Source organism: Herbidospora solisilvae (assembly GCF_009901565.1).
Taxonomy (GTDB): domain Bacteria; phylum Actinomycetota; class Actinomycetes; order Streptosporangiales; family Streptosporangiaceae; genus Herbidospora; species Herbidospora solisilvae.
Window position 1 is genome coordinate 17,267 of record NZ_WXEW01000011.1, and the last position, 22,595, is coordinate 39,861.

The window sequence follows — 22,595 nt, forward strand, 5'->3', positions numbered from 1 at the left end:
GTGACCAGTGAAGAACCCGTCCGTCGACACGCACCTGCTTCCGGCCGACAGCGGCTCGATCGGCACCGAGCCGCTGCTCGCGGTCGACAACCTGCACGTGGAGTTCACCACGCGGCAGGGTGTGGCCCGCGCGGTCAACGGCGTGTCCTACGCGCTCAACGCCGGGGAGACCCTCGCGGTGCTGGGCGAGTCGGGCTCCGGCAAGTCGGTGACGGCCCAGGCGATCATGGGCATCCTCGACATGCCGCCGGCGCGCATCCCCAAGGGTGAGATCCGCTTCCGGGGGACCGACCTCCTCCAGCTGTCGGAGGCCCAGCGCAGCCAGATCCGCGGCCAGCAGATCGCGATGATCTTCCAGGACGCCCTCTCGGCGCTCAACCCGGTGTTCACCGTGGGCTGGCAGATCGCCGAGATGTTCCGCGTCCACAAGGGCATGTCGAAGAAGGCGGCCTACGCCAAGGCCGTCGAGCTGATGGACCGGGTCCGCATCCCGGCCGCCAAGCAGCGCGTCAACGACTACCCCCACCAGTTCTCCGGCGGCATGCGCCAGCGCATCATGATCGCGATGTCGATCGCGCTGGACCCCGATGTGCTCATCGCCGACGAGCCCACGACCGCCCTGGACGTCACCGTGCAGGCCCAGATCATGGAGCTGCTGGCCGAACTCCAGCGCGAGAGCAACATGGGCATGATCCTGATCACCCACGACCTCGGCGTCGTCGCCGACGTCGCGGACAAGATCGCGGTCATGTACGGCGGCCGCATCGTCGAGAACGCCCCGGTGCACGACATCTACCGCAACGCCGCGCACCCGTACACGAAGGGCCTGCTCGAGTCGATCCCCCGGGTCGACATGAAGGGCCAGGAGCTGTACGCCATCAAGGGCCTGCCGCCCAACCTGCTCGACATGCCGACGGGTTGTGCCTTCCACCCCCGCTGCCCGTTCCGCCAGGACGACTGCGTGACCGACGTCCCGGCGCTGCACGAGATCAGCGGCACGCGCAGCAGCGCCTGCCACTATTGGAGGGAGGTCCTCGATGGCACCGCAGGGTGACCCCATCCTCGAGGTCCGCGACCTGGTCAAGCACTTCCCGCTGACGCAGGGGATCGTGATGAAGCGCCAGATCGGCGCGATCAAGGCGGTCGACGGCGTCAGCTTCGACCTGCGCCGGGGCGAGACCCTCGGCGTGGTCGGCGAGTCGGGCTGCGGCAAGTCGACGCTGGCCAAGCTGCTGATGGCGCTGGAGAAGCCGACCTCGGGGTCGGTCAAGGTCAACGGCGAGCTCGTCGACGTCCACAAGGGCAGCAACCTGAAGCGGTTCCGGCGCAACATCCAGATGGTCATGCAGGACCCGTACACGTCGCTGAACCCGCGTATGACGGTCGGCGACATCATCGGCGAGCCCTACGAGATCCACACCGACGTGGCGCCGAAGGGCGACCGTCGCAAGAAGGTGCAGGACCTGCTGGAGGTGGTCGGCCTCAACCCCGACCACATCAACCGCTACCCCCACCAGTTCTCCGGTGGTCAGCGGCAGCGCATCGGCATCGCCCGGGGGCTGGCGCTGCAGCCCGAGATCATCATCTGCGACGAGCCGGTCTCCGCGCTCGACGTGTCGATCCAGGCGCAGGTCATCAACCTGCTGGAGCGGCTGCAGACGGAGTTCGGGCTGGCGTACATCTTCATCGCGCACGACCTGTCGGTGGTGCGGCACATCTCCGACCGCGTGGCGGTGATGTACCTCGGGAAGATCGTCGAGATCGGCAAGGACACCGAGATCTACGACAAGCCGAGCCACCCCTACACGCAGGCGCTGCTGTCGGCCGTGCCGGTGCCCGACCCGGAGGGCCGGGAGTCGCGGGAGCGGATCATCCTGCAGGGTGACCCGCCGTCGCCGGCCAACCCGCCGTCGGGGTGCCGGTTCCGGACCCGGTGCTGGAAGGCGCAGGAGATCTGCGCCGTCGAGGAGCCGCTGCTCCAGATCCGTCCCGGCACGGACCACGAGAGCGCCTGCCACTTCGCCGAGGTCCACGACGTGGTGCACGCGTCGTAACACGCGATTCGATTACGCGGAGTAATGGAAAGGCCCCCGCTGGATCCAGGCGGGGGCCTTTTCGCGAGTGGTGCGTGAGAACTAGCGAACCGACACGGCGCTGACGGGCAGCAGGCCGGTGACGGTGCCGACGCCCGGGACGCTCGGGACCGAGGGCACCGGCAGGCCCTGGGTGGCGCCGCCGACGACCTGGCCGACCACGCCGGGCAGGCTCTTGACCAGGCCGCAGACCGGGGCGAGCAGGGTGGCCAGCACGGGGAGGCCGGTGAGGTACTCGGGCGACGACACGCACTGCGTGTTCACCAGGTTGGTGACGGGCGTGTCGGCGTGCGCCATGCTGGCGGGGGCGACGACGACGAGACCAGCGGCGGCCGAGGTGACGACGATGCGGCGGATCATATGTGTTTCTCCCTGAGGTATGTCCGGGCGGCTGAGCACGCGGATGACTACTCTGTGTAGTCAGAGATATGTCTACCCGGTCTTTCGTAAGGGGAGGACCCCCCATCCGGTCAGGGAGCGGCAAGGAAGCCGCAATGGTCAGGCGCGAAGCGCCACCCTCGCCACCAAGGCGGCGACAAGGAGCAACAGGGCAGACCAGATCAACGGCCCCAAACCGGTAGATTCCGCAGGGCCCGCGACGCTCGCCTGCCGGGGCCGCGCCGCCATCGCCGCCCGCCGGGGCGCCCCGGCCACCAGCAGGGCCCGCCGCGCGTTGGCCACCCGGTGCCCGTAGGCGTCGTCGCGCCGCCCCGCGTTGTGCCAGACCGCGCCCTGGAGGATCGCCCGGCGGACGTCGGTCACGCCCATGCCCGGATGGCGGGCCTTCACGAGGGCGGCGATGCCCGCCACGAAGGCGGCGGCCGAACTCGTGCCGTCGGCGACCACGTAGGAGCCGTGGCCGTCGGCGCTGACGACGCGGGTGCCGGGGGCGGTCACCGAGACGTAGCTCCGCCGGCTGGAGAAGGCCGCCGGGGCGAGCCTCTGGTCGACCGCGCCGACCGCGATCACCCCCGGATAGGCCGCCGGATAGGTGGGCCGGTCGGCGCCCGCGCCGTCGTTGCCGGCCGAGGCCACCAGGACCACGCCCTTCGACAGGGCGTAGCGGACCGCCGCCGCCTCGTCGGGGCTGCCCTCGTAGCTGCCGTCGGCGCCGCCGAGAGACATGCTGACCACGTCGGCCCCGTGGTCGACGGCCCACCGGATGCCCTGGGCGACCGCGCCCCTGACCTGCCGCGCGACGCGGGGGTCGGCGCGGGCCGGGTCGTGGGTCTCCAGGGTCACCCGGATCGACAGGACCGTCGCGCGGGGCGCCACCCCGACCACCCCGAGATCGCCGCCGGGGCCGTGGCCGCGCCCGGCGATCAGGCTCGCCATCGACGTGCCGTGATGGCCGACGTGGGTGGTCCCGGCCCCCGTCAGGTCGGGACCCTCGACGACCGCGCCGGCCAGGTCGGGGTGGCGGGCGTCGACGCCGGTGTCGAGGACGGCCACCGTGACGCCCTCGCCCCGGCTGAGCTCCCACGCGGCCGGTACGCCCATGACCTCCAACGGCCACTGCCGCTCCCGGGCCGCCGCCCCCGCGTCGTCGGCGAGCGCGGGCGGCACGACGACGAATCCGGAGAGCAGGCAGACCACGGCAAGCAGCACGAACGGCTTGGCCAGGAAGGTCACGGCGGCCTATTCTGGCACGCTCACGCCGCCGTATCTGACCTTTCCGTGAACATTCAAATACAGTGCGTTATGTCCGGGCGGGGGAGAGGCGTACGTGCGCACCCGGCGGCAGGCCCAGCCGCTGGGCGGCGTCGCCCGCGTTGACGGCGACGGCCACCAGGCCGGCCGAGTCGGTGAAGGCCACCAGGTCACCCGGCGGAACCGCGGCGAACGTGTCGCGGTAGGGGACGGCGAGCTGGCGGCGGCCGAGCCAGACAGCCAGGGTGTCGCCGTCGCGCACGCCGAGGAAGCCCAGGTCGGCCGCGGTGATGGAGAGCTGGACGTTGCCGTGGCGGTCGACCGAGAGCACCTCGCCCTCGCACGCGCCGTCGCGCAGCCGCGAGGTCGGCTCGGGCAGCGTCACCAGCTCGCGCGGCGGGATGGCGGTGCCCAGCCCGGCCACCTCGCGGCCCGCCACCACGTGGGCGGCGACCGGGCAGAAGATGTCACGCCCGTGGAAGGTCCGGGACACCGGCTTGAGCCAGACGTCCTCGTTGGTCAGCTCGTAGGCCGCGGTCGCGCCGCCGACGGCGTGCACGGCCCACGAGAGCACCCCGTTGTCGGGCCCCACGAACACCCGCCCGCCCGCCTCGATCGCGACCGCCCGGCGGGTGCTCGACCCCACCGACGGGTCGACCACCGCGATGTGCACCCCACGGGGCAGGTAGGGGATCGTCTGGGCGAGGATCGCGGCCCCGCGCCGCACGTCGCCCGCCGGGACGAGGTGGCCGACGTCGATGATCCGGGCCTCGGGGGCGATGCCGGCGATAACGCCGTGACACGCGGCCACGAACCCGTCTTCGAGACCGTAGTCGGTCAGGAGAGTGATAACAGGCGTCACACCTGGTGACATTACGTCGCCTCCCCGGAAAATGGCGACAGTTAACATTGCCCGTGTGGACGGTCTCTCCCCTCAAGACAGGGACATCCTCGCGTTCGAGGCCGGCTGGTGGCGTCACCCGGGCGCGAAGGAGCAGGCGATCAAAGACACCTTCGGCATGTCCACCACCCGCTACTACCAGGTGCTCGCCGGCCTGATCGACCGCCCCGAGGCGCTGGCCGCCGATCCGGCGCTCGTCAACCGCCTGCGCGAACGCCGCGACGCCCGCCGCCGTGGACGTGGCCGGTCGGTCTGAGTTCAGATCGCGTTAACCTGCGATTGACAGAGTGACCGTCGCGCGACGAAAGGGGCGAAACGTGGGGGACATGCCGGACGTCCGGACCGAGAGCGGCCGGGCCGGTCTTGAGGCGATGGTGAACGACCCGGGCGGCGCCGTCATCGGCCTCGACTTCGACGGCACCCTGTCCCCGATCGTCGCCGACCCCTCCGCCGCCTGGATCCACCCCGGCGCGCCCGCCGCGCTGATCCGGCTGGCCGAGGTGGTGCGCCGCATCGCGGTCGTCACCGGCCGCCCGCCCGGCACCGCGCTCGCCCTGGGCGACACCCCCGACGGCCCCGACCTGGTCGAGGTCCCCGGCCTGGTCATCCTCGGGCAGTACGGCATCGAGCGCTGGGAGGGCGGGGAGATCACCTCGCCGCCGCCGCCCGCCGGGCTGACGACGATCCGCGCCGAGCTGCCCGGTCTGCTGTCGGGCCACGAGGGCGTGACGATCGAGGACAAGGGGCGGGCGCTGGCCGTCCACACCCGGAGCTGCCCCGATCCCGACGCGGCGCTGGAGGCCCTTCGCGGGCCGCTCGCCGAGCTGGCCGCCGCCAACGGGCTGGTCGTCGAGCCCGGCCGCAAGGTGCTGGAGCTGCGCGGCCCCGGCGTCGACAAGGGCAAGGCGCTCAAGGAACTGCTCATCGCCGAGCGGGCCCGCTCGGTCATGTTCGTCGGCGACGACCTGGGCGACCTGGCCGCCTTCGAGGCGGTCGCCTCGGTGAACATCCCAGGGGTGCGGGTCTGCTCCGGCTCCGCCGAGGTGACCGCGCTGGCCGAACAGGCCGACGTCGTGGTCGACGGGCCCGACGGCGTCGTGGCGTTCCTCGAACAGCTTCTCAAGTCGATCGCAAGCCGCGAGCAGTAGCGTCGGCGCCATGATCTCCAGAACCCTGGCGGCGGCCGCCGCCGGCCTGATCCTGGCGGCTCTCGTCCCCTCCCCGGCCGCCGCCGCTCCCGGCACCAAGTCGGTCCACCTGCGCAACGGCCTCACCGTCAAGATCCCGGCGACCTGGAAGGTCTACAAGGTCGCCAAGGACTACACGCGCGTGGTCACCGGCTCGTGCCCGACCGCGGGCACCAGGAACTTCGGCTACCGCGACTCCGGCTGCCGCAGCTTCTGGGTGTTCGGCCCGGCCGCGATCAGGGTCGGCCACGAGACCTTCAACGCCTACGAGCCGAGCCGCCCCTACAGCCCGGCGACCGACGTCGGCCCCTGCGTCTACGACAAGAAGTTGTGGATGGGCTCGTTCAAGACCAAGCCCGCCGTCAAGGGCTACCGGCTCGTCGGCGCCGGCCACAACGCCCACTACCGCGAGTGGAAGGGCAGCTGCATGTACGGGCCGCCCAAGTACGACTACGCGGGCGGCTTCACCCAGCGGGAGTGGTACCTGCCGACGTCCAAGATCCTGATCGTCGACCAGTGGAAGACGCCGGGCCTGGCGACCATCCTCAGAACGTCGACCTGGAACTGAGCAGGCCGCCGGCCGCGAGGCCGAGCAGCGCGGGGGCCAGCAGGAACGCCGCGTGGGTGCCGAAGGCGTCGCCGAGCGCGCCGAGCACGAACGGCCCGGTGCCCGAGCCCACCCCCGCCCACACCGACGCGATCCCGCTGGCCTGGTCGGGCCGGCCGCCCGAGGTCTCGATCATCCGGGTCAGGCCCAGCGGGAACAGCATGCCGATCCCGGCGCCGCTGATCGCCAGGCCCACGTAGCCGACGGCCACGACGGTCGTCGACCAGAAGATGGCCCAGCCGGCCAGCGAGACGGCCATGGTGCCGAGGAACACCTGCCAGACCGGGTAGCGCAGGGTGAGGGCGGCGCCGCCGAAGCGTCCGGCGGCGATGCCGCAGAGCATGGCGGTCAGGCCGGTGGCCGCCTCGGCCAGGGTCAGGCCGGTCCGCTGGGAGAACAACTCGGCGGCGAAGAGGTTGAAGGTGAACTCGACGGCCACACAGCAGAGCAGCACCGCGCCGGCGAAGTGGAAACGCCAGCTGAAGGGCTTGTTCGTCCGGGCCGCCGCGTGCTCGGCCGGGGCCTCGGGGAACCAGTTGCGGCCCATCGTGAACGCGAGCACGGCGGTGAGCACGACCGGGATGAACATGGCCGCCCGCCAGCCGAGCACCGACTGGGCCAGCAGGCTGAACGCGTAGGTCGCCGGGATGCCCGCGAGCACGCCGACCGCGTTGGCCTCGCTGATCGACGCCGCTCCGGCCGGGCCGTGGTGGTCGCTGAGGGCGGCCATGGAGACGTACAGGGCGATGGCGGCGAAGCCGCTGGCGATGGTGTAGCCGGCCAGGGTGAACGGCAGCGTCTGGCCGAAGCCCACCAGGACCATGCCGGCGTTCATGCCGCCGATCCCGATCCAGACGGCGGCACGACGGCCGTGGCGGCGGGTCAGCCAGGGCAGCGCCAGGCCGGTGAGGATGCTGCCGACGGCCATGCCGGTGCCGTGGAGCCCGGCGACCGCCTGCGTGACGCCGAGTTCGGCGCGGAGCGTGGGAAGCGCGGAGGAGAGGCCGTAGAGGTAGGTGGAGAAGGTCGCCAGCATCAGGTAGACGAACCAGGTGGGCCGGTCCCTCGTGAACGTGATCGCAGGCGTGGACACCGGCATTTCCCCCGATATAGATCGTTATATGGGGAAACCGTACAACGTCACGTGAGGGCGGCCAACTGGTCGGCGAACCAGCGCTCCGGAGGCAGCGCGGTGGCCGCCCGGCGCAGGCGCGTGCAGCGTTCGACCCGTTCCTTGTCGGGCATGACCAGGCCTTCGTGCAGGGCGGCGGCGGTGCCCGAGACGTCGTAGGGGTTGACCAGCAGAGAGTCGGCGCCGAGTTCGGCCGCCGCGCCCGCCTCGCGCGAGAGCACCAGCACGCAGCGCGGCGACAGGATCGGGCCCTCTTTGGCGACCAGGTTCATGCCGTCGCGGATCGGGTTCACCAGCAGCACGTCGGCCATGCGGTAGGCGGCCAGCGAGCGCGGATAGTCGTCCTGCATGTTGAGGATCAGGGGATCCCAGTCGTCGGTGGCGTACTCGTCTTCGATCTCCTTGGCGCAGCGCTGCACGGCCGCGGTGTACTCGCGGTATTCGGGCAGGTCGTGGCGCGAGGGATAGGCGAAGGCAAGGTGGACGACCTTGCCGTGCCACTCGGGATGCTCGGCCAGGAACTCGCGGTAGGCGAGCATGCCGCGGACGATGTTCTTGGACAACTCGGTGCGGTCGATGCGCACGATCAGCCGCCGGTCGCCCACCTGCTCCTTTATCGCCAGCATGTGCGACTCGACGTCGGGCTCGAAGGCGCGGGCCACCAGCGCGTCGCCGTCGACGCCCAGGGCGTGCACCCCGATCCGGGTGAGGCGGCCCTCGAACTCCACCGTCTTGGCGGCCCGGTCGACCCGGGCGTCGAGCACCGCCTCGCAGCAGTCCATGAACGCCGCCGCCCACCGCTCGGTGAGGAACCCGGCGTGGTCGGCGCCCAGGACGCCCTGGAGGATCTCGGCCGCGATGCCGTCGGGCAGCAGCGAGAAGTACTCGGGCGGCGCCCACGGCGTGTGGGAGAAGTGGGCCACCCGCAGGTCGGGCCGGTCGACGCGGAGCATCGCCGGGGCCAGCGTCAGGTGGTAGTCCTGGATCATCACCTTCGCGCCGTGGGCCGCCTCTTCGGCCAGGGCCAGCGCGAACGCGCCGTTGTACTCGCGGTAGGACTCCCACTCGCGGTGGAACCGGGTGTCGAAGGTGGGCGCGAACGGGGTGTTGTAGAGCAGGTGGCCCACGAACCACAGGGTGGAGTTGGCGACCGCGTTGTAGGCCCGGTGGAAGACGGCCGGGGGGATGTCGAGCATGCGTACCGGACCGGTGTCGTAACCGGCGCGGTCGATGCGGCCCTCGGGGGCGAGCCGGACCGCGCTGCGGTCGCCGTCGGTGAGCGCGGCGCAGACCCACAGATGGTCGTCGCCCCGGGCGACCTCTGACAATCCGGACACCAGCCCGCCGCCGCCTCTCCGCATCGTCAGCGCGCCGTCATCCGAGAGGATGAACGAGACGGGCCCGCGGTTGGAGGCGATCAGCGTTGAACTCACGGTGGGCACACCCCAGATGGCCGGAGGACTAAGAAAAGATGTCGTCGGCAATAGGATGTCAGGAAACCCCCGGCCGCCGAAGAATCGGGGCAGTCAATGCCGCTTGACGAGACCACCGAGGAACTGGCCCGCACCGCCGCCACCGGCGACCACGTCGCCCTCGGTGAACTGCTGCGCCGCGTCGAACCCGACGTGCTGCGCCACTGCGAACGCCTGCTTCCCTACCGCCAGGACGCCGAAGAGGCCTGTCAGGACACCCTGCTCGCCGTGGCCCGCAACATCGGCCGCTTCGAGGGGCGCTCCCGGTTCTCCACCTGGCTCCACATCGTGACCGCCAATTGCGCCCGCACCACCTACCGCACGCTCAAGCGGCGCGCGGCCGAGCAGTCGAGCGACGAACTGGCCGAGCAGCGGCCCGACCCCCACCGGGTCAGCGTGATCGCCGGCGCCCGGCTCGACCTGCTCGACGCCATCGAGGCGCTGGAGGCCGAGAAGCCCGACCTGGCCCGCGCGCTGGTGCTCTGCGACATCGTGCAGCTCGACTACTCCGACATCGCCGCCCAGCTCGGCATCCCGCTCGGCACCGCCAAGAGCCGCATCCACCAGGCCAGGAAGCACATCCAGGCCTCGCTCGGCGACGGATATCTCGGAAGATGAGACACCGATTCGGACTCTGAGGAGCCCAGGGTACAGTTTTCAGGACAACTGAATATTTGCTCATCCAGAGGGGTGGAGGGACCGGCCCTGCGAAGCCCCGGCAACCCTTCCGACTCAACTCGCTACGTGGCGAGGCCGGTCGGAACAGGTGCCAATTCCGGCCTGTGATCAAGGCGGTCGCAGGCGAAGATGAGGGAAAGGCCTCGCTTCATGGCGCTCAACCACGACTTCGGACCCGCCGTCGCCCTCTCCTGCCGCGAGTGTGGCGCCCGTTACGACCTCGGCCCGATCTTCGCCTGTCAGGACTGTTTCGGGCCACTTGAGGTGGCGTACGACTTCGGGACCGTCAGCCGCGAGGACATCGCCGCCGGTCCGGCCAACATCTGGCGTTACCGGGCGCTGCTGCCCGTGCCGGCGAACGTCGCCGACAAGCCCAACCTCCAGCCCGGCTGGACCAAGCTCCACCGCGCCGGGAACCTCGGCGCCGAACTCGGGCTGCGCGACCTCTACGTGAAGGACGACTCGGGCAACCCGACCCACTCGTTCAAGGACCGCGTGGTGTCGATCGCCGTTGAGGCGGCCCGTAACTTCGGGTTCACAACGCTTTCCTGCTCCTCGACCGGGAACCTGGCCGGGGCCGTCGGCGCCGCCGCCGCGCGGGCCGGGCTCGACTCGTGCGTGTTCATCCCGTCGAACCTCGAAGAGGCCAAGATCGTCGTCGCCAGCGTGTACGGCGGCAGGCTCGTCGGCATCGAGGGCTCCTACGACGAGGTCAACCGCTTCTGCTCCGAGCTCATCGGCGACCCGCTGGGCGAGAAGTGGGGCTTCGTCAACGTGAACCTGCGGCCCTACTACGCCGAGGGCTCCAAGACCCTGGCGTACGAGATCGCCGAGCAACTCGGCTGGCGCATCCCCGACCAGATCATCATCCCGATCGCCTCGGGCTCCCAGCTCACCAAGATCGACAAGGGCTTCAAGGAGCTCATCGCGCTCGGCCTCGTCGAGGACACACCCTACAAGATCTTCGGCGCGCAGGCCGCCGGGTGCTCGCCGGTGTCGGCCGCCTACAAGGCCGGGCACGACGTCGTCCGCCCCGTGAAGCCCGACACGATCGCCAAGTCGCTGGCCATCGGCAACCCCGCCGACGGGCCCTACGTGCTCGACATCGCCCGGCGGACGGGCGGCGCCGTGGAGGACGTCACCGACCCCGAGATCGTCGCCGCGATCCGCCTGCTGGCCCGCACCGAGGGCGTGTTCGCCGAGACCGCGGGCGGCGTGACGGTCGGCGTGCTGCGCAAGCTCACGGAGGCCGGGGTGATCGACCCCGACGCCACCACGGTGGTGCTCAACACGGGTGAGGGGCTCAAGACCCTCGACGCCGTCCAGTCGGAGGCCCGCCCGACGGCGGTCATCCGTCCGTCTCTGGACGCCTTCCGCACCGCTTTCGCCAACTGAACTAACGGTTCGTTAAGGAGAGTCAACAATGAGTGTTTCTGTGCGGATTCCGACGATTCTCCGGACCTACACCGGAGGTGCCTCCGAGGTCGCCGGCGAAGGGGCGACGCTGCGCGAGGTGTTCGAGAAACTGGACGCCGACTACCCCGGCATCGGCGCCAGGATCCTCGACGAATCGGGCAAGGTGCGGCGTTTTGTCAACGTGTACGTCGGGGAAGAGGACGTCCGATTCTCCGAAGGTTTGGACACTCCAACCCCGGACGGCGTGCAGATTTCGGTGATCCCGGCCGTAGCCGGAGGGTGACCTTCCGCAGCCTTTCCCACACCCACGTACTCCTACAGTGCGTGGGTGTTTCTATGTTTACCTGCACTTCTATCGTTATCGAAGCTTAATGAGTGCTATGGCATATGGTGCAATTCTCAACCAACCAATCTCTAACCGAAAAAGAAGCCGTCATGCTTTGGGCGAACGACAACGAGTCAGGGGCCGATTGACTCTGTTGTCCCACGCCTTGCCATGTGTATGGTCGAGAACGATCGACGTAGCCGGGGAGAACGGCGCGAAAGGTCACGGACCAGCGGTGGAATGGGCGGGTCCGTTGCCAGGCCCAGCAAGAGGAGTCGGAAAGTGGCGCAGGGCACCGTCAAATGGTTTAACGCGGACAAGGGCTACGGCTTCATCGCGGTAGACGGTGGTAAGGACGTTTTCGTCCATTACTCGGCAATCATGATGGACGGCTACAAGGCCCTCGAGCAGGGCCAGCGTGTGGAGTTCGACATCACGCAGGGACAGAAGGGCCCGCAGGCGGAGGCTGTCCGGACCGTCTGATCCCCTCGACCGCGAACCTTTTCGGCCACTCCCGCGTGAGCGGTTGAGAAGGGTTCGGCTGTACCCCCAACCCCACCCACCCCAGCGACCTGGAACCCGGCCCGCAGCCTGCGGGCCGGGTTTCTGCTGCCCTACGTCGCCTGACCTGCCCCTCTCGTGCTCCGGCTTGCACTCGCGTGGGTAGAGTGCTAAACAGTTGGTTGGCACTCCCCGGCCGGGAGTGCCAACCAATACGGATCGAGGCGATGGGGCCTGCCAAGGGTGTGCGGGCCTTGCCGTCGCGGGCGTCGGCTCGGTCCCTCTTTTTCGAAGCCACCCTCTACTGGGAGGTCCAGCCTTATGGCAGCCAAGATGATCGCGTTTGACGAGGACGCCCGGCGCGGTCTCGAGCGCGGCATGAACCAGCTCGCCGACGCCGTCAAGGTGACCCTCGGCCCCAAGGGCCGCAACGTCGTGCTGGAGAAGAAGTGGGGCGCCCCCACCATCACCAACGACGGTGTCTCGATCGCCAAGGAGATCGAGCTCGAAGACCCGTGGGAGAAGATCGGGGCCGAGCTCGTCAAGGAAGTCGCGAAGAAGACCGACGACGTCGCGGGTGACGGCACCACCACCGCCACCGTGCTCGCCCAGGCGCTGGTGCGCGAGGGCCTGCGCAACGTCGCCGCCGGCGCCAACCCGATGTCCCTGAAGAAGGGCATCGAGGCCGCCGTCGAGCGTGTCAGCGAGGAGCTTTCGAAGCTCGCGAAGGACGTCGAGACCAAGGAGCAGATCGCCTCCACCGCCTCGATCTCCGCCGGCGACGTCGAGATCGGCGAGCTCATCGCCGAGGCGATGGACAAGGTCGGCAAGGAAGGCGTCATCACCGTCGAGGAGAGCAACGCCTTCGGGCTCGAGCTCGAGCTCACCGAAGGTATGCGCTTCGACAAGGGCTACAACTCGGGTTACTTCGTGACCGACCCCGAGCGCATGGAGGCGGTCCTGGAGGACCCCTACATCCTCGTCGTCAACTCGAAGATCTCCGCCAACAAGGACCTGCTGCCGCTGCTCGACAAGGTCGTGCAGGCCGGCAAGCCGCTCCTGATCATCGCCGAGGACGTCGAGGGCGAGGCCCTGGCGACCCTGGTCGTGAACAAGATCCGCGGTCTGTTCCGCTCGGTGGCCGTCAAGGCCCCCGGCTTCGGCGACCGCCGCAAGGCCATGCTGGGCGACATCGCCACGCTGGCCGGCGGCCAGGTCATCTCCGAGGAGATCGGCCTCAAGCTCGAGTCGACCACGCTCGACCAGCTCGGCCGCGCCCGCAAGGTCGTCGTCACCAAGGACGAGACCACCATCGTCGACGGCGCCGGTGACGCCGAGGCGATCGCGGGCCGGGTCAACCAGATCCGCGCCGAGATCGACAACACCGACTCCGACTACGACCGCGAGAAGCTCCAGGAGCGCCTCGCCAAGCTCGCCGGCGGCGTCGCCGTCATCAAGGCGGGCGCGGCCACCGAGGTCGAGCTCAAGGAGCGCAAGCACCGCATCGAAGACGCCGTCCGCAACGCGAAGGCGGCCGTCGAAGAGGGCATCGTCCCCGGCGGTGGCGTGGCCCTGCTGCAGGCCTCGGCCAAGGCGTTCGACAAGCTGGAGCTGTCGGGCGACGAGGCGACCGGCGCCGCGATCGTGAAGAAGGCGCTCGAGGAGCCCCTGAAGCAGATCGCCGTCAACGCCGGCCTCGAGGGCGGCGTCGTGGTGGAGAAGGTCCGCAACCTGACCCCGGGTGAGGGCCTCAACGCCGCGACCGGCGAGTACGTCAACATGTTCGACTCGGGCATCATCGACCCGGCGAAGGTGACGCGCTCCGCGCTGCAGAACGCCGCTTCGATCGCGGCCCTGTTCCTCACCACCGAGGCCGTCATCGCCGAGAAGCCGGAGAAGAACCCGGCTCCCGCGGGCGGCGGCATGCCCGGCGGCGGGGACATGGACTTCTAAGTCCATCCCGCTAAACAGATGAGGCGGTCCCCGTTGAGGGGCCGCCTTCTTCTGTTTCAGAAGTGCTTCACCCAGCGGCCCCACTGTTCCTGCATGACGTATCCGGTCGCCGCCCAGGCGGGGTGGGCGTCGGTGTTGTCGTGCAGGACCATCGCGTCGACGCGGAAGGCGCCGAACGCCTTGAAGCGCTCCTCGGCGGCGGCGATGAGCTGCCGGGCGACACCCTTGCGGCGGTGCTCGGGCGCGACCGCGAGCCGGTAGAGGTGGGCGCGCCAGCCGTCCCAGCCGGCGATGACCGTGCCGGCGACGGCGCCGTCGAGTTCGTACACGAGCAGGGCCTCGGGGTCGCGCTCGATGAGCGCGACCACCTTCGCGGGGTCGTCGCGCCGGTCGGTGCCCTCGGCGCTGGTCACCCAGAACGTCAGGATCGCCTCGACGTCGGCGAGCGTGGCCGTGCGGATCACAGCGGGGGTCACAGGGCCTCCGGGAGCGGCTTGGCGTGCACCACGGTCAGGGTGGTGACCGCTCGGGTCAGGACGACGTAGAGGCGGGCCATGCCCCTCGGTTCGGCGTCGACGATGTCGGCCGGTTCGGCCACCACGACGTGGTCGTACTCCAGACCCTTGGCCAGGCCCGCCGGGACGACGAGCACCCTCGACCCGTCGCCGTCGGGGCCCAGGACCGGGGCGCCGAGGGCGGTCGCGAAGCTCGCCGCGTCGGCGTCGCGGACGATGACGCCCACCGAACCCTCACCCGCGCCGCTCACGGCGTCTCTCACGGCTCCGATGACATCGGAGGTCTCCACCAGCCTCAGGGATCCCGCACCGGGGCGCAGCGAGCGCGGCGCGGCCAGTTCGGGGGCGATGCCGGGGAGCAGGCGGGCGGCGTAGTCGAGCACCTCGCGCGGCACGCGGAAACCGAGGGTCAGCTCCGTCACCAGACCCTCGGCGAAGCCGAGATGCTTCAGCACGGCGTGCCACGAGCGCGCCGACCACGGTGTGGTGCCCTGCGCGAGGTCGCCCAGGATGGTCGCAGAACCGGTCCGGCAGCGGCGGCCGAGCGCGCGCAGCTGCATCTCCGACAGGTCCTGCGCCTCGTCGACCACGAGGTGGCCGTGGGAGGGGGTGCGGTCCATCAGGTCGGCCAGCTCGTCGAGCAGCGCTCCGTCGGCGCCGCTCCACTTCGTGCTCCTGTGGGACTTGTAGGGCTTCGTCCAGAGAAGCGCCTGCTGCTCCTCGGGCGTCAGGTCGTCCTTGGCCGCCCTGGCCAGGAACTCGGGGTCGGACAGCAGCCGGAAGAGCACCTGCTCCGGCACGAGCTTCGGCCAGACCTGGTCGACGACGGCCTTGACCGGCTTCGAGCGCGCCACCGCGTCCTGCACCCGGTCGTCGGGGGACTCCCCGCGCCGTTCCATCTGGACGAGCACCTGGTGGGCCAGCCGTTGCGCCAGCGTCGCCCGCCCGGGGTTGTAGCGGACGGTGCCCCGCAACGACGCCACGATCTCGCGCACCTCGTAGTCGGCCACGCGGTAGCGGTTGGCCCCCTTGGTGACCAGCACCCCCTCGACCGGCTTCACCACGTGGAGCCACAACGCGCGCTTCAGCACCCGGGCCATCCGCGCGTCGCCCTTGACCGCCGACACCGCCGGCTCCTCGGGGTGGGCGTGGTCGCCCAGGATGCCCGCCACGGTCGTCTGGTCGACCTTCACCTCGCCGAGCGCGGGCAGCACCGAGGAGATGTAGGAGAGGAACGCGCGGTTAGGGCCCACGATCATGACACCGGCGCGAGACAATTTCTCGCGATGGGTGAACAGCAGATAAGCCGCGCGGTGCAGACCCACCGCCGTCTTCCCCGTGCCCGGCGCCCCCTGCACGCACACGGTCACGCCGAGGTCGGCGCGCACGATCTCGTCCTGGTCGGGCTGGATCGTCGCGACGATGTCGCGCATCGGGCCGGTGCGCGGGCGCTCGATCTCGTCGGTCAGGATGCGCGAGGGGCCGAGGTCGCCGCCGTGGGCCAGGTCCTCGTCTTCGAACGCGGTGAGGTCGCCGCCCTGGTAGCCGAACCGGCGGCGCCGGTCGACGCCCATCGGCTCGGCCGGGCTGGCCTGGTAGAACGCCCGCGAGACGGGCGCGCGCCAGTCGATGACGAGCGCCCGGCCGCCGCCGTCGTGGACGTGCCGGCGGCCGACGTACAGCACCGGCGGGAGGTCGTCGGCGCCGGTGCGGTCGAGGCGGCCGAAGAACAGCGGGGTGTCGGGATGGTCGGCGAGGGCCGCGACGCGCTGGTCGAGCAGACCCTGGAGCACCTGCTGGGAGACCCAGTCTCCGGCCATGTCCGACGACAACGACTGCGCGTGCTCCCGCATGGCGCGCAGGGCCGCCCGCGACTCGTCGAGGTGCCGCCGTTCGTCCGCGAGGTCGTCGGCCGGGGGTATGTCGGGGGCGAGGGTGTGCTGGGGCATGACGGAGTGCCTCCTGCCGGAGTGGTTCGGGTGGGCGAACCGGCCAGCTTAGTCGGCCCTCCGGGCCAGGCCAAAAGGTTTATGGGCCGACTGACTCGCGTCGTGGCTGGGTAGGGCAGCAGAGGTGTTCCGTGGCCCGATCCCGCTCCCGCCCGCGCTGCCCGCCGCCGTCATGGTGCTGCTCGCGGCGCTCTGGGGTCTTTCCGTGTACGCGGGCTGGGGGCTGGAGGCGTTCTGCGCCAGCGGCGAACCGGCCGACGACTGCGGCGGCCGCATGGCCCTCGTGACGGCCGTCTCCTCGTTGTTCGCGGTCGTCGCGACGGCGCTCACGATCGGCGCGTGGCTGACATGGCGCGCCCGTCTTCTCGTGTACGCAATCGCCGCATGGATGGGCGCGGAAGGCGTACTATTCGTCGGAGGTCTGGTCGCGCAGTAATCTCGCGAATACCCTCCGAAGTCTTAATCAATCGGTATGGGAAAAGCCCTAGAAAAGCGCGGCAAATCAGGTGATTGCCCAGGACAATGGGGGTATGCCCGAACCTGGGCGTTGATGCCATCTTTGGCTGTGGGGGCCAAGGCACGAGGGGGTGATGCGGTTGTCTCGGGCCGACGGAATTTCGTGGACTTAAGTATGTTTTCTAAGTGGACCCGGCGGGAGTTGCCCGCCGGGTCTTTTGTTTACGCCAACACGTCGTCGGCGTCGATGATCTGGTAGGCGTAGCCCTGTTCGGCCAGGAAACGCTGCCGGTGGGCGGCGAAGTCCTGGTCGACGGTGTCGCGGCTGACGATGGAGTAGAACCGGGCGCCCCCGCCGTCGGCCTTCGGACGCAACACCCGGCCGAGGCGCTGCGCCTCCTCCTGGCGCGACCCGAACGTGCCCGACACCTGGATGGCGACCGCCGCCTCCGGCAGGTCGATGGAGAAGTTCGCCACCTTCGACACGACGAGGACCTGCAGCTCCTTGTCGCGGAAGGCCTGGAACAGCCGCTCGCGCTCCTTCACCTTGGTCTCGCCCTTGATGACCGGCGCGTTCAGGTGCTCGCCGAGTTCGTCGAGCTGGTCGATGTACTGGCCGATGACCAGGATCTGCTCCCCGGCGTGCTTCTTCACCAGCGCCTCGGTGACCCGCAGCTTCGACGGCGTGGTGGCGGCGAACCGGTAGCGCTCGTCGGTGTCGGCCATCGCGTAGGCGAGCCGCTCGTCGTCGCGCAGCGTCACCCGCACCTCGACGCAGTCGGCCGGGGCGATGTAGCCCTGGTTCTCCATCTCCTTCCAGGGCGCGTCGTAGCGCTTCGGGCCGATGAGGGAGAACACGTCGCCCTCGCGGCCGTCTTCGCGCACCAGCGTGGCCGTCAGGCCCACCCGGCGGCGTGCCTGGAGGTCGGCGGTCATCCGGAAGATGGGGGCGGGCAGGAGGTGGACCTCGTCGTACACCACCAGACCCCAGTCGCGCGCGTCGAACAGCTCCAGATGGCGGTAGACGCCGCCGCGCTTGGACGTCATCACCTGGTAGGTCGCGATGGTGACCGGGCGGATCTCCTTCTTGGTCCCGGTGTACTCGCCGATCTCGTCTTCGGTGAGGCTGGTGCGCTTGATCAGCTCGGTCTTCCACTGGTGGACGCTCACCGTGTTCGTGACCAGGATCAGCGTGGTCGCCTGCGCGTGGGCCATGGCCGCCGCGCCGACGATCGTCTTGCCCGCGCCGCAGGGCAGCACGACCACGCCGGAGCCGCCGTGCCAGAACGCGTCGGCGGCCTCCTTCTGGTAGGGCCGCAGCGTCCAGCCCTCTTCGGTCAGGGCGATCGGGTGGGCCTCGCCGTCGACGTAGCCGGCCAGGTCTTCGGCGGGCCAGCCGAGCTTCAGCAGGAGTTGCTTGATGTTGCCGCGCTCGCTCGGGTGGACGGCCACCGAGTCGCCGTCGAGCCGCTCGCCGACCATCGGCTGCACCTTCTTGGCGCGCAGCACCTCTTCGAGCACCGCCCGGTCGTTGCTGGTCAGCATGAGCCCGTGGACGGGGTGCTTCTCCAGGCGCAGCCGCCCGTAGCGGGCCATCGTCTCGGCGACGTCGACCAGCAGCGCGTGGGGGACGGGGTAGCGGCTGAACCCGATGAGGGCGTCGATCACCTGTTCGGCGTCGTGCCCGGCGGCCCGCGCGTTCCAGAGGGCGAGCGGGGTGACGCGGTAGGTGTGGACGTGCTCGGGCGCGCGCTCGAGCTCGGCGAACGGCGCGATGGCCCGTCGGCACTCGTCGGCGCGCTCGTGGTCGACTTCCAGCAGCAGGGTCTTGTCGGACTGGACGATGAGCGGCCCGTCGTTCACGGGTGGAGCCCCCTAATCAGTTGACGTCGGCGACGCCGGTGATCCGGTGGAGTACGAAGCGGTGGATGGCCGCCCTCGTCTCGTCGTACGCCGTCAGGTAGCCACCCTCTATCCTCGCGGGTTCGAGGATCCGGCTCGTGGCCTGACCTTGTGAGTCTAGGTAACCGATCCAAACCCGGGAGCCCTGCTTGATGGCCTCCTGGAGCGCCGAGATCGTCGCCGTCGCCGGGGTGCGGGGGACCGCGCCGCCCGGCTCACCCACCGGGACCGGCCGTGACAACAGCGCGTGGTCACCGGCCCGCAGGGCCCGGATCGCCGCCGTCACCACCTCGGCCTCGGGCGCGAGCAGCCCGTTGACCTGCCGGACCGGCTGCGCCTCGGTACGCCGCGCGTCGGCCCGGGTGATCAGCACGTCGCCTTCGAGCGACTCGGCCACCGGGGCGTAGCCCATCGAGCGCAGCGAGTCGAGCAGGGTCGCCCGCGACGCCTTGGACACCAGCACGGTCGGCGCCAGCCGCCGCATCCGGAGCACCCCGGCCCGCCGGTCGGCCAGCAGTTCGTCGACCACCGCCGGGTCGTCGCAGCGCAGATAGGACGACGCCGACCCGACCCGTAGCCGGCCGTGCCGCCGGGCCACGTCGGTCACCAGGTAGGCCAGTGGCTGCGGCACCGGCGTGGTCGAGTGGCGGGCCAGCATCGCCAGGATCTCCTCGGCGCTCTGCCCGGCATCGAGCACCCGCCGGATCGAGCCCTCGGCGAACCGGTAGACGGTCGCGCCGCCCTTCGACTCGACGTCGGCCGCCAGCCCCAGCCACCGGTCGAGCTCGCCGGTCAGCGGGCCGGGGGCGACGGCGGTCAGGTCGGCCTGGAGCACCACGTGGTCGACCGGTTCGGGCAGCAGCGGCGCGAGCAGGTCGGCCGCCTTGACGCCGGTGAGGACCGCCCTGCCGTGGGGCGACATGACCCCGAGCCCGGTCAGGCCCATGACCTCGGCCTCACGCAGCACGAACTCGGTCAGCCGGGCCAGGTGGGCGCCTCTGCGGCGAGGGCGTTCCCAGGTCAGCCGGGCCAGCACCGACTCCTGCGACGGCGCGAGCTCGGTCGCGGCCACGACCGTCAGGACTCGGCGGCGGATCTCGGCCGCGGCCCCCCGGCGCAGGTCGGGGTGGAGCACGTTGAGCAGTCGGTCGCGGTCGTCGCGGGCGCCCGCCAGGCCCGGCACCCGTTCGAGGGTCAGCCAGGCCCGCGCGACGGCCTCCCAGCGGTCTTCGGTCTGGCGGGCCCGCCACAGGTCGTAGGCGAGCGTCGGCAGCCACTCGGCGTCGGCCGGGCCGCCGGCCGCGATCAGCCCGGCGGCGTGGGCGACCTCGATGACCAGGGCGGCCGTCCATTCGGGCACGTCGAGCTGCTGGGCCGCGCGCCGCAGGTCGCGGATCGCCAGGCCGCCCGTGCGCAGCACCCCCGGCGGGTCGACGCCCCAGATCTCGCAGAGCTCCTCGACCGACCGCACGAAACTGAAGGCCTGGCCGGCGGCGGTGCGCGAGGCGAGCTCGGCGCGCCTGGTGGCGCCCTCCAGCGGCGGCGGGACCGGCGACAGATCGCGGTGGAGCCGGTCGTCGCGGAGCACCAGCCCGACCTCGCGCGGCAGCGTCACGGTCTCGTCGCCGATCGCGCCCAACAGGCCCCGGGCCAGCAACTGCTCGATGGGCGACTGGGCGGTCTCGACCGACACCTCGCGCCGGGCGTTGGGCACCCGCCCCGACGGCGGCCCCCAGGCCAGTTCGTCGAGCGCCGCCCGGGCCTGCGGCCCGACCTGCGCGATCAGTTCGCGGACGGCACGGGGATCGGCCAGCGTGATCGCGCGCTCGTCGTGGCGGAACACCCGGGCCGCCGGCTGGCCGAGCCCGGCGGGCGGGTCGAGCGCCTCCTGCACGCCCGGGGCGAGCCGGTGCTCGCCGTCGACCAGGGCCATCTCGGTCAGCGTGGTCAGCGCCCGGCCGATCGCCTCGTCGGTGCCGGGCGCGTTCCCGGTGGCGCGGTGGATCGCCGCCGACAACTCACCGGGCGGGAAGACGACCAGGGTCTCGGCCACCGCGAGGGTGAAGCCGTCGAGCCGGTCGAGGGCCCGGCCGATCGCCGACGGGGTCGCGGCTCTTGCCGCCAAACCCGGCACATTCGCCGGAACCGGGGTGATCAGCTCAGGCCGGGACATGGCGAGGAGGCGCAGTTGCTCGTCGCTCCGGCTGCGCAGCCACTCCGTGAACCCCTCGCTCATCCTTTCCATCGTAGGAGCATGCATGGACTGCCCCGCTGGGGCACTATGACGGAGTGATCGAGCGAGCCGACCAGCTCGTGCTGGAATTCGTGAGCCGGGTGGCCGACGCCGCCCACGGCCGGATGCGCCCCGAGGAACGCCTCGATTACGTCCGGCGGGTACGCGAACGGGTCGACCAGGAGCGCAAAGGCGACGAGAACCCCAAATCGGTCGCCCGCCTCCTGGCCCGTTTCGGCAGCCCGGAGGACATGGTCGAACGCGAGGTCCGCCGCTTACGCGGCGAACCCCCCGTGGAACCCCCGGCCCAGCAGACCCGCCCGATGAGCGCCCTGCGCCGAACGTTCCCACCGGGCCCCGGCCTTCGCCCGGGTCGGCCGGGTTCGGGCCTGTCGCGTTCAGGCCGGCCGGGCGGAGGGCAACCACGATCAGGCTCCCCGGGCCCTTCGCGGTCTGGGCCGCCTCGGTCGGCGTTGCCGCAACCGATCGTGATCAGTTCCACGCGCCGCGTCTGGAGAGCGGGAGCTCAAGGTGGACGGTTGGTGCCGCGGTGGAAACGGAGGCCGACGCCCGACGCGTGGTCGATCTTCCACGGGCATCCACGGGAGATCGCGGCGCTGGCGCTGCTCGCGCTGGCCGCGTTGCTGGTGCCGATCCGGTTCCCGGCGGTGGTGATCTTCCCGGTGCCGGGGATCGTGTGGGCCGTGGGGGCGGTCGTCACGTTGTCGTGTCAGGGGTGGAACATGCCCGACCGGCTGGCCGGGCTGGGCGCGCCCGCGCTGGCCTGGATCTTCGGCGGGGGGATCCTCGCGCTGACCGGGCCCGAGCGGACGTCCGTCGCGGGGCTGCTAGCGCGCTTCAACGAGGTCGCCGGCATCGCGTTCATCATCGGCACCGCCGCCGGGCTCACGTGGCTGCTCTACCGGCTCTTCGACCCACCCGTCTCCACACACGCCCGGCGGTAGCAGGCCGAGCGCCAGCCTGATCCACGCCGACACGAACCGGTCGGTGGCCACCCGGCCGGGGGCCTCTCCGGTGGTGTACTCGATCAGCCGGTAGTTGATGATCGAGCCGCCCAGCACCGAGCCGACCCCGGCCCAGTCGACCTGGGCGTCGAGGTATTCGGGCTGGCAGGCGAACCACTCGGTGAGCGCGTCGAACATGGGCTGCAGCAGGCCCGCGGTGACCTCGGCGACCAGGTCGGGGAACTGCGACAGGTCGCGGAAGAAGACCTGCGCGAGCATGCGCTCCTCGTCCATCTTGCCGAGCCCCGCGCGGCACATCGCGGCCAGCCGGATCTCGATCGGCTCGGTCTGGGCGACGTCGAGTGTTATCTCGTTCCGGGACGCCCGGTCGGCGACGGCGGCGGCGAGGACCTCGTACTTGGACTTGAAGTGCCGGTAGAGGCCGCCCGCGCCGGGGGACAGGCCGGCGGCGGCCTCGATCTCGGCCACCGAGGTCGCGTTGTAGCCGCGCTCGGCGAACAGCCGTAGCGCCTCCTCGATGATGCGACCCCGTGTGCTCATCTGTACCTCCCGCGAGGGACAGCGTAGACCGCCCAGCTATAAAAGGAAGATCCACTTCGCGGCGGATCGCGCGCTTTGGCATCCTTGATCCGTGCACAG

The 22,595-nt window shown here is 70.6% G+C and carries 22 protein-coding genes and 1 riboswitch; of the genes, 12 read left to right on the forward strand and 10 right to left on the reverse strand.

The window, feature by feature from the left end; genetic code table 11:
• Positions 1-7: 7 nt before the first annotated feature.
• Together GT755_RS32730 and GT755_RS32735 are read left to right on the forward strand one after the other, a co-directional pair.
• The gene (locus tag GT755_RS32730) at positions 8-1,054 is read left to right on the forward strand and encodes an ABC transporter ATP-binding protein (RefSeq protein ID WP_328794659.1); all 1,047 of its coding nucleotides are present in this window, start codon (positions 8-10) and stop codon (positions 1,052-1,054) included.
• The gene (locus tag GT755_RS32735; protein ID WP_161483457.1) at positions 1,038-2,054 is read left to right on the forward strand and encodes an ABC transporter ATP-binding protein; all 1,017 of its coding nucleotides are present in this window, start codon (positions 1,038-1,040) and stop codon (positions 2,052-2,054) included. Before GT755_RS32730 ends, GT755_RS32735 begins: the two co-directional genes overlap by 17 nt.
• An 81-nt stretch (positions 2,055-2,135) precedes the next feature.
• Here GT755_RS32735 and GT755_RS32740 read toward each other — a convergent pair whose 3' ends face one another.
• From GT755_RS32740 to GT755_RS32750, 3 genes are all read right to left on the reverse strand, one after another.
• Positions 2,136-2,453: a hypothetical protein gene (locus GT755_RS32740; RefSeq protein WP_161483458.1), complete on the reverse strand. Its 318-nt coding sequence runs from the start codon at positions 2,451-2,453 to the stop codon at positions 2,136-2,138.
• A 138-nt stretch (positions 2,454-2,591) separates the two neighbouring features.
• Positions 2,592-3,725 carry a S8 family serine peptidase gene (locus tag GT755_RS32745; RefSeq protein ID WP_202610805.1) on the reverse strand — a complete coding sequence of 378 codons (1,134 nt, stop codon included), beginning with the start codon at positions 3,723-3,725 and terminating at the stop codon, positions 2,592-2,594.
• Positions 3,726-3,792: 67 nt separating this feature from the next.
• Positions 3,793-4,605, reverse strand: coding sequence for an SAM hydrolase/SAM-dependent halogenase family protein (locus GT755_RS32750; protein ID WP_285589867.1), 813 nt, complete (start codon positions 4,603-4,605; stop codon positions 3,793-3,795).
• Between the two features lie 55 nt (positions 4,606-4,660).
• On the opposite strand from GT755_RS32750, the gene GT755_RS32755 reads away from it, so the two are divergent.
• The 3 genes from GT755_RS32755 to GT755_RS32765 all read left to right on the forward strand — a co-directional run bounded on the left by GT755_RS32755 (position 4,661) and on the right by GT755_RS32765 (position 6,399).
• Positions 4,661-4,900: a DUF3263 domain-containing protein gene (locus tag GT755_RS32755; RefSeq protein WP_051759579.1), complete on the forward strand. Its 240-nt coding sequence runs from the start codon at positions 4,661-4,663 to the stop codon at positions 4,898-4,900.
• 70 nt (positions 4,901-4,970) lie between these two features.
• Positions 4,971-5,792: a trehalose-phosphatase gene (gene otsB, locus GT755_RS32760; protein WP_161483460.1), complete on the forward strand. Its 822-nt coding sequence runs from the start codon at positions 4,971-4,973 to the stop codon at positions 5,790-5,792.
• A 10-nt stretch (positions 5,793-5,802) separates the two neighbouring features.
• Positions 5,803-6,399, forward strand: a complete 597-nt coding sequence (locus GT755_RS32765) for a hypothetical protein (protein ID WP_161483461.1) — start codon at positions 5,803-5,805, stop codon at positions 6,397-6,399.
• Here GT755_RS32765 and GT755_RS32770 read toward each other — a convergent pair.
• Both GT755_RS32770 and GT755_RS32775 read right to left on the reverse strand, forming a co-directional pair.
• Positions 6,377-7,531: an MFS transporter gene (locus tag GT755_RS32770; RefSeq protein WP_161483462.1), complete on the reverse strand. Its 1,155-nt coding sequence runs from the start codon at positions 7,529-7,531 to the stop codon at positions 6,377-6,379. The genes GT755_RS32765 and GT755_RS32770 overlap by 23 nt on opposite strands.
• A gap of 47 nt (positions 7,532-7,578) precedes the next feature.
• Positions 7,579-9,003, reverse strand: a complete 1,425-nt coding sequence (locus GT755_RS32775; protein ID WP_161483463.1) for an alpha,alpha-trehalose-phosphate synthase (UDP-forming) — start codon at positions 9,001-9,003, stop codon at positions 7,579-7,581.
• Positions 9,004-9,099: 96 nt separating this feature from the next.
• Between GT755_RS32775 and GT755_RS32780 the strand changes: the two genes are divergently transcribed.
• From GT755_RS32780 to groL, 5 genes are all read left to right on the forward strand, one after another.
• Positions 9,100-9,660, forward strand: a complete 561-nt coding sequence (locus tag GT755_RS32780) for an RNA polymerase sigma factor (RefSeq protein ID WP_030452171.1) — start codon at positions 9,100-9,102, stop codon at positions 9,658-9,660.
• A gap of 57 nt (positions 9,661-9,717) precedes the next feature.
• Positions 9,718-9,856: riboswitch (SAM riboswitch) on the forward strand.
• Between the two features lie 14 nt (positions 9,857-9,870).
• Entirely contained in the window at positions 9,871-11,115 is a 1,245-nt protein-coding gene (gene thrC / locus GT755_RS32785; protein WP_235967946.1) for a threonine synthase, read from the forward strand.
• A 28-nt stretch (positions 11,116-11,143) separates the two neighbouring features.
• Complete coding sequence (locus GT755_RS32790) at positions 11,144-11,419, forward strand: MoaD/ThiS family protein (RefSeq protein ID WP_161483465.1); 276 nt, start codon at positions 11,144-11,146, stop codon at positions 11,417-11,419.
• A 324-nt stretch (positions 11,420-11,743) separates the two neighbouring features.
• Positions 11,744-11,944, forward strand: coding sequence for a cold-shock protein (locus tag GT755_RS32795; RefSeq protein WP_030452168.1), 201 nt, complete (start codon positions 11,744-11,746; stop codon positions 11,942-11,944).
• A gap of 339 nt (positions 11,945-12,283) precedes the next feature.
• Positions 12,284-13,915: a chaperonin GroEL gene (gene groL / locus GT755_RS32800; RefSeq protein WP_030452167.1), complete on the forward strand. Its 1,632-nt coding sequence runs from the start codon at positions 12,284-12,286 to the stop codon at positions 13,913-13,915.
• A 56-nt stretch (positions 13,916-13,971) separates the two neighbouring features.
• On the opposite strand, the gene GT755_RS32805 is transcribed toward groL, so the two are convergent.
• Together GT755_RS32805 and GT755_RS32810 are read right to left on the reverse strand one after the other, a co-directional pair.
• Positions 13,972-14,391, reverse strand: a complete 420-nt coding sequence (locus GT755_RS32805) for a GNAT family N-acetyltransferase (protein ID WP_161483466.1) — start codon at positions 14,389-14,391, stop codon at positions 13,972-13,974.
• Entirely contained in the window at positions 14,388-16,379 is a 1,992-nt protein-coding gene (locus GT755_RS32810; RefSeq protein WP_161483467.1) for a HelD family protein, read from the reverse strand. The genes GT755_RS32805 and GT755_RS32810 overlap by 4 nt, the downstream gene beginning before the upstream one ends.
• A 124-nt stretch (positions 16,380-16,503) precedes the next feature.
• Here GT755_RS32810 and GT755_RS32815 point away from each other — a divergent pair, with 124 nt between their 5' ends.
• Positions 16,504-16,815, forward strand: coding sequence for a hypothetical protein (locus GT755_RS32815; RefSeq protein ID WP_062346243.1), 312 nt, complete (start codon positions 16,504-16,506; stop codon positions 16,813-16,815).
• Between the two features lie 242 nt (positions 16,816-17,057).
• On the opposite strand, the gene GT755_RS32820 is transcribed toward GT755_RS32815, so the two are convergent.
• Positions 17,058-18,698 (reverse strand): DNA repair helicase XPB, encoded by a 1,641-nt coding sequence (locus tag GT755_RS32820; RefSeq protein ID WP_161483468.1) that lies wholly within the window; start codon positions 18,696-18,698, stop codon positions 17,058-17,060.
• A gap of 16 nt (positions 18,699-18,714) precedes the next feature.
• Entirely contained in the window at positions 18,715-20,973 is a 2,259-nt protein-coding gene (locus tag GT755_RS32825; RefSeq protein WP_161483469.1) for a helicase-associated domain-containing protein, read from the reverse strand.
• A 53-nt stretch (positions 20,974-21,026) separates the two neighbouring features.
• On the opposite strand from GT755_RS32825, the gene GT755_RS32830 reads away from it, so the two are divergent.
• Positions 21,027-21,935 (forward strand): hypothetical protein, encoded by a 909-nt coding sequence (locus GT755_RS32830; protein ID WP_161483470.1) that lies wholly within the window; start codon positions 21,027-21,029, stop codon positions 21,933-21,935.
• On the opposite strand, the gene GT755_RS32835 is transcribed toward GT755_RS32830, so the two are convergent.
• Positions 21,819-22,496: a TetR/AcrR family transcriptional regulator gene (locus tag GT755_RS32835; protein WP_161483471.1), complete on the reverse strand. Its 678-nt coding sequence runs from the start codon at positions 22,494-22,496 to the stop codon at positions 21,819-21,821. The genes GT755_RS32830 and GT755_RS32835 overlap by 117 nt on opposite strands.
• Between the last annotated feature and the right edge of the window lie 99 nt (positions 22,497-22,595).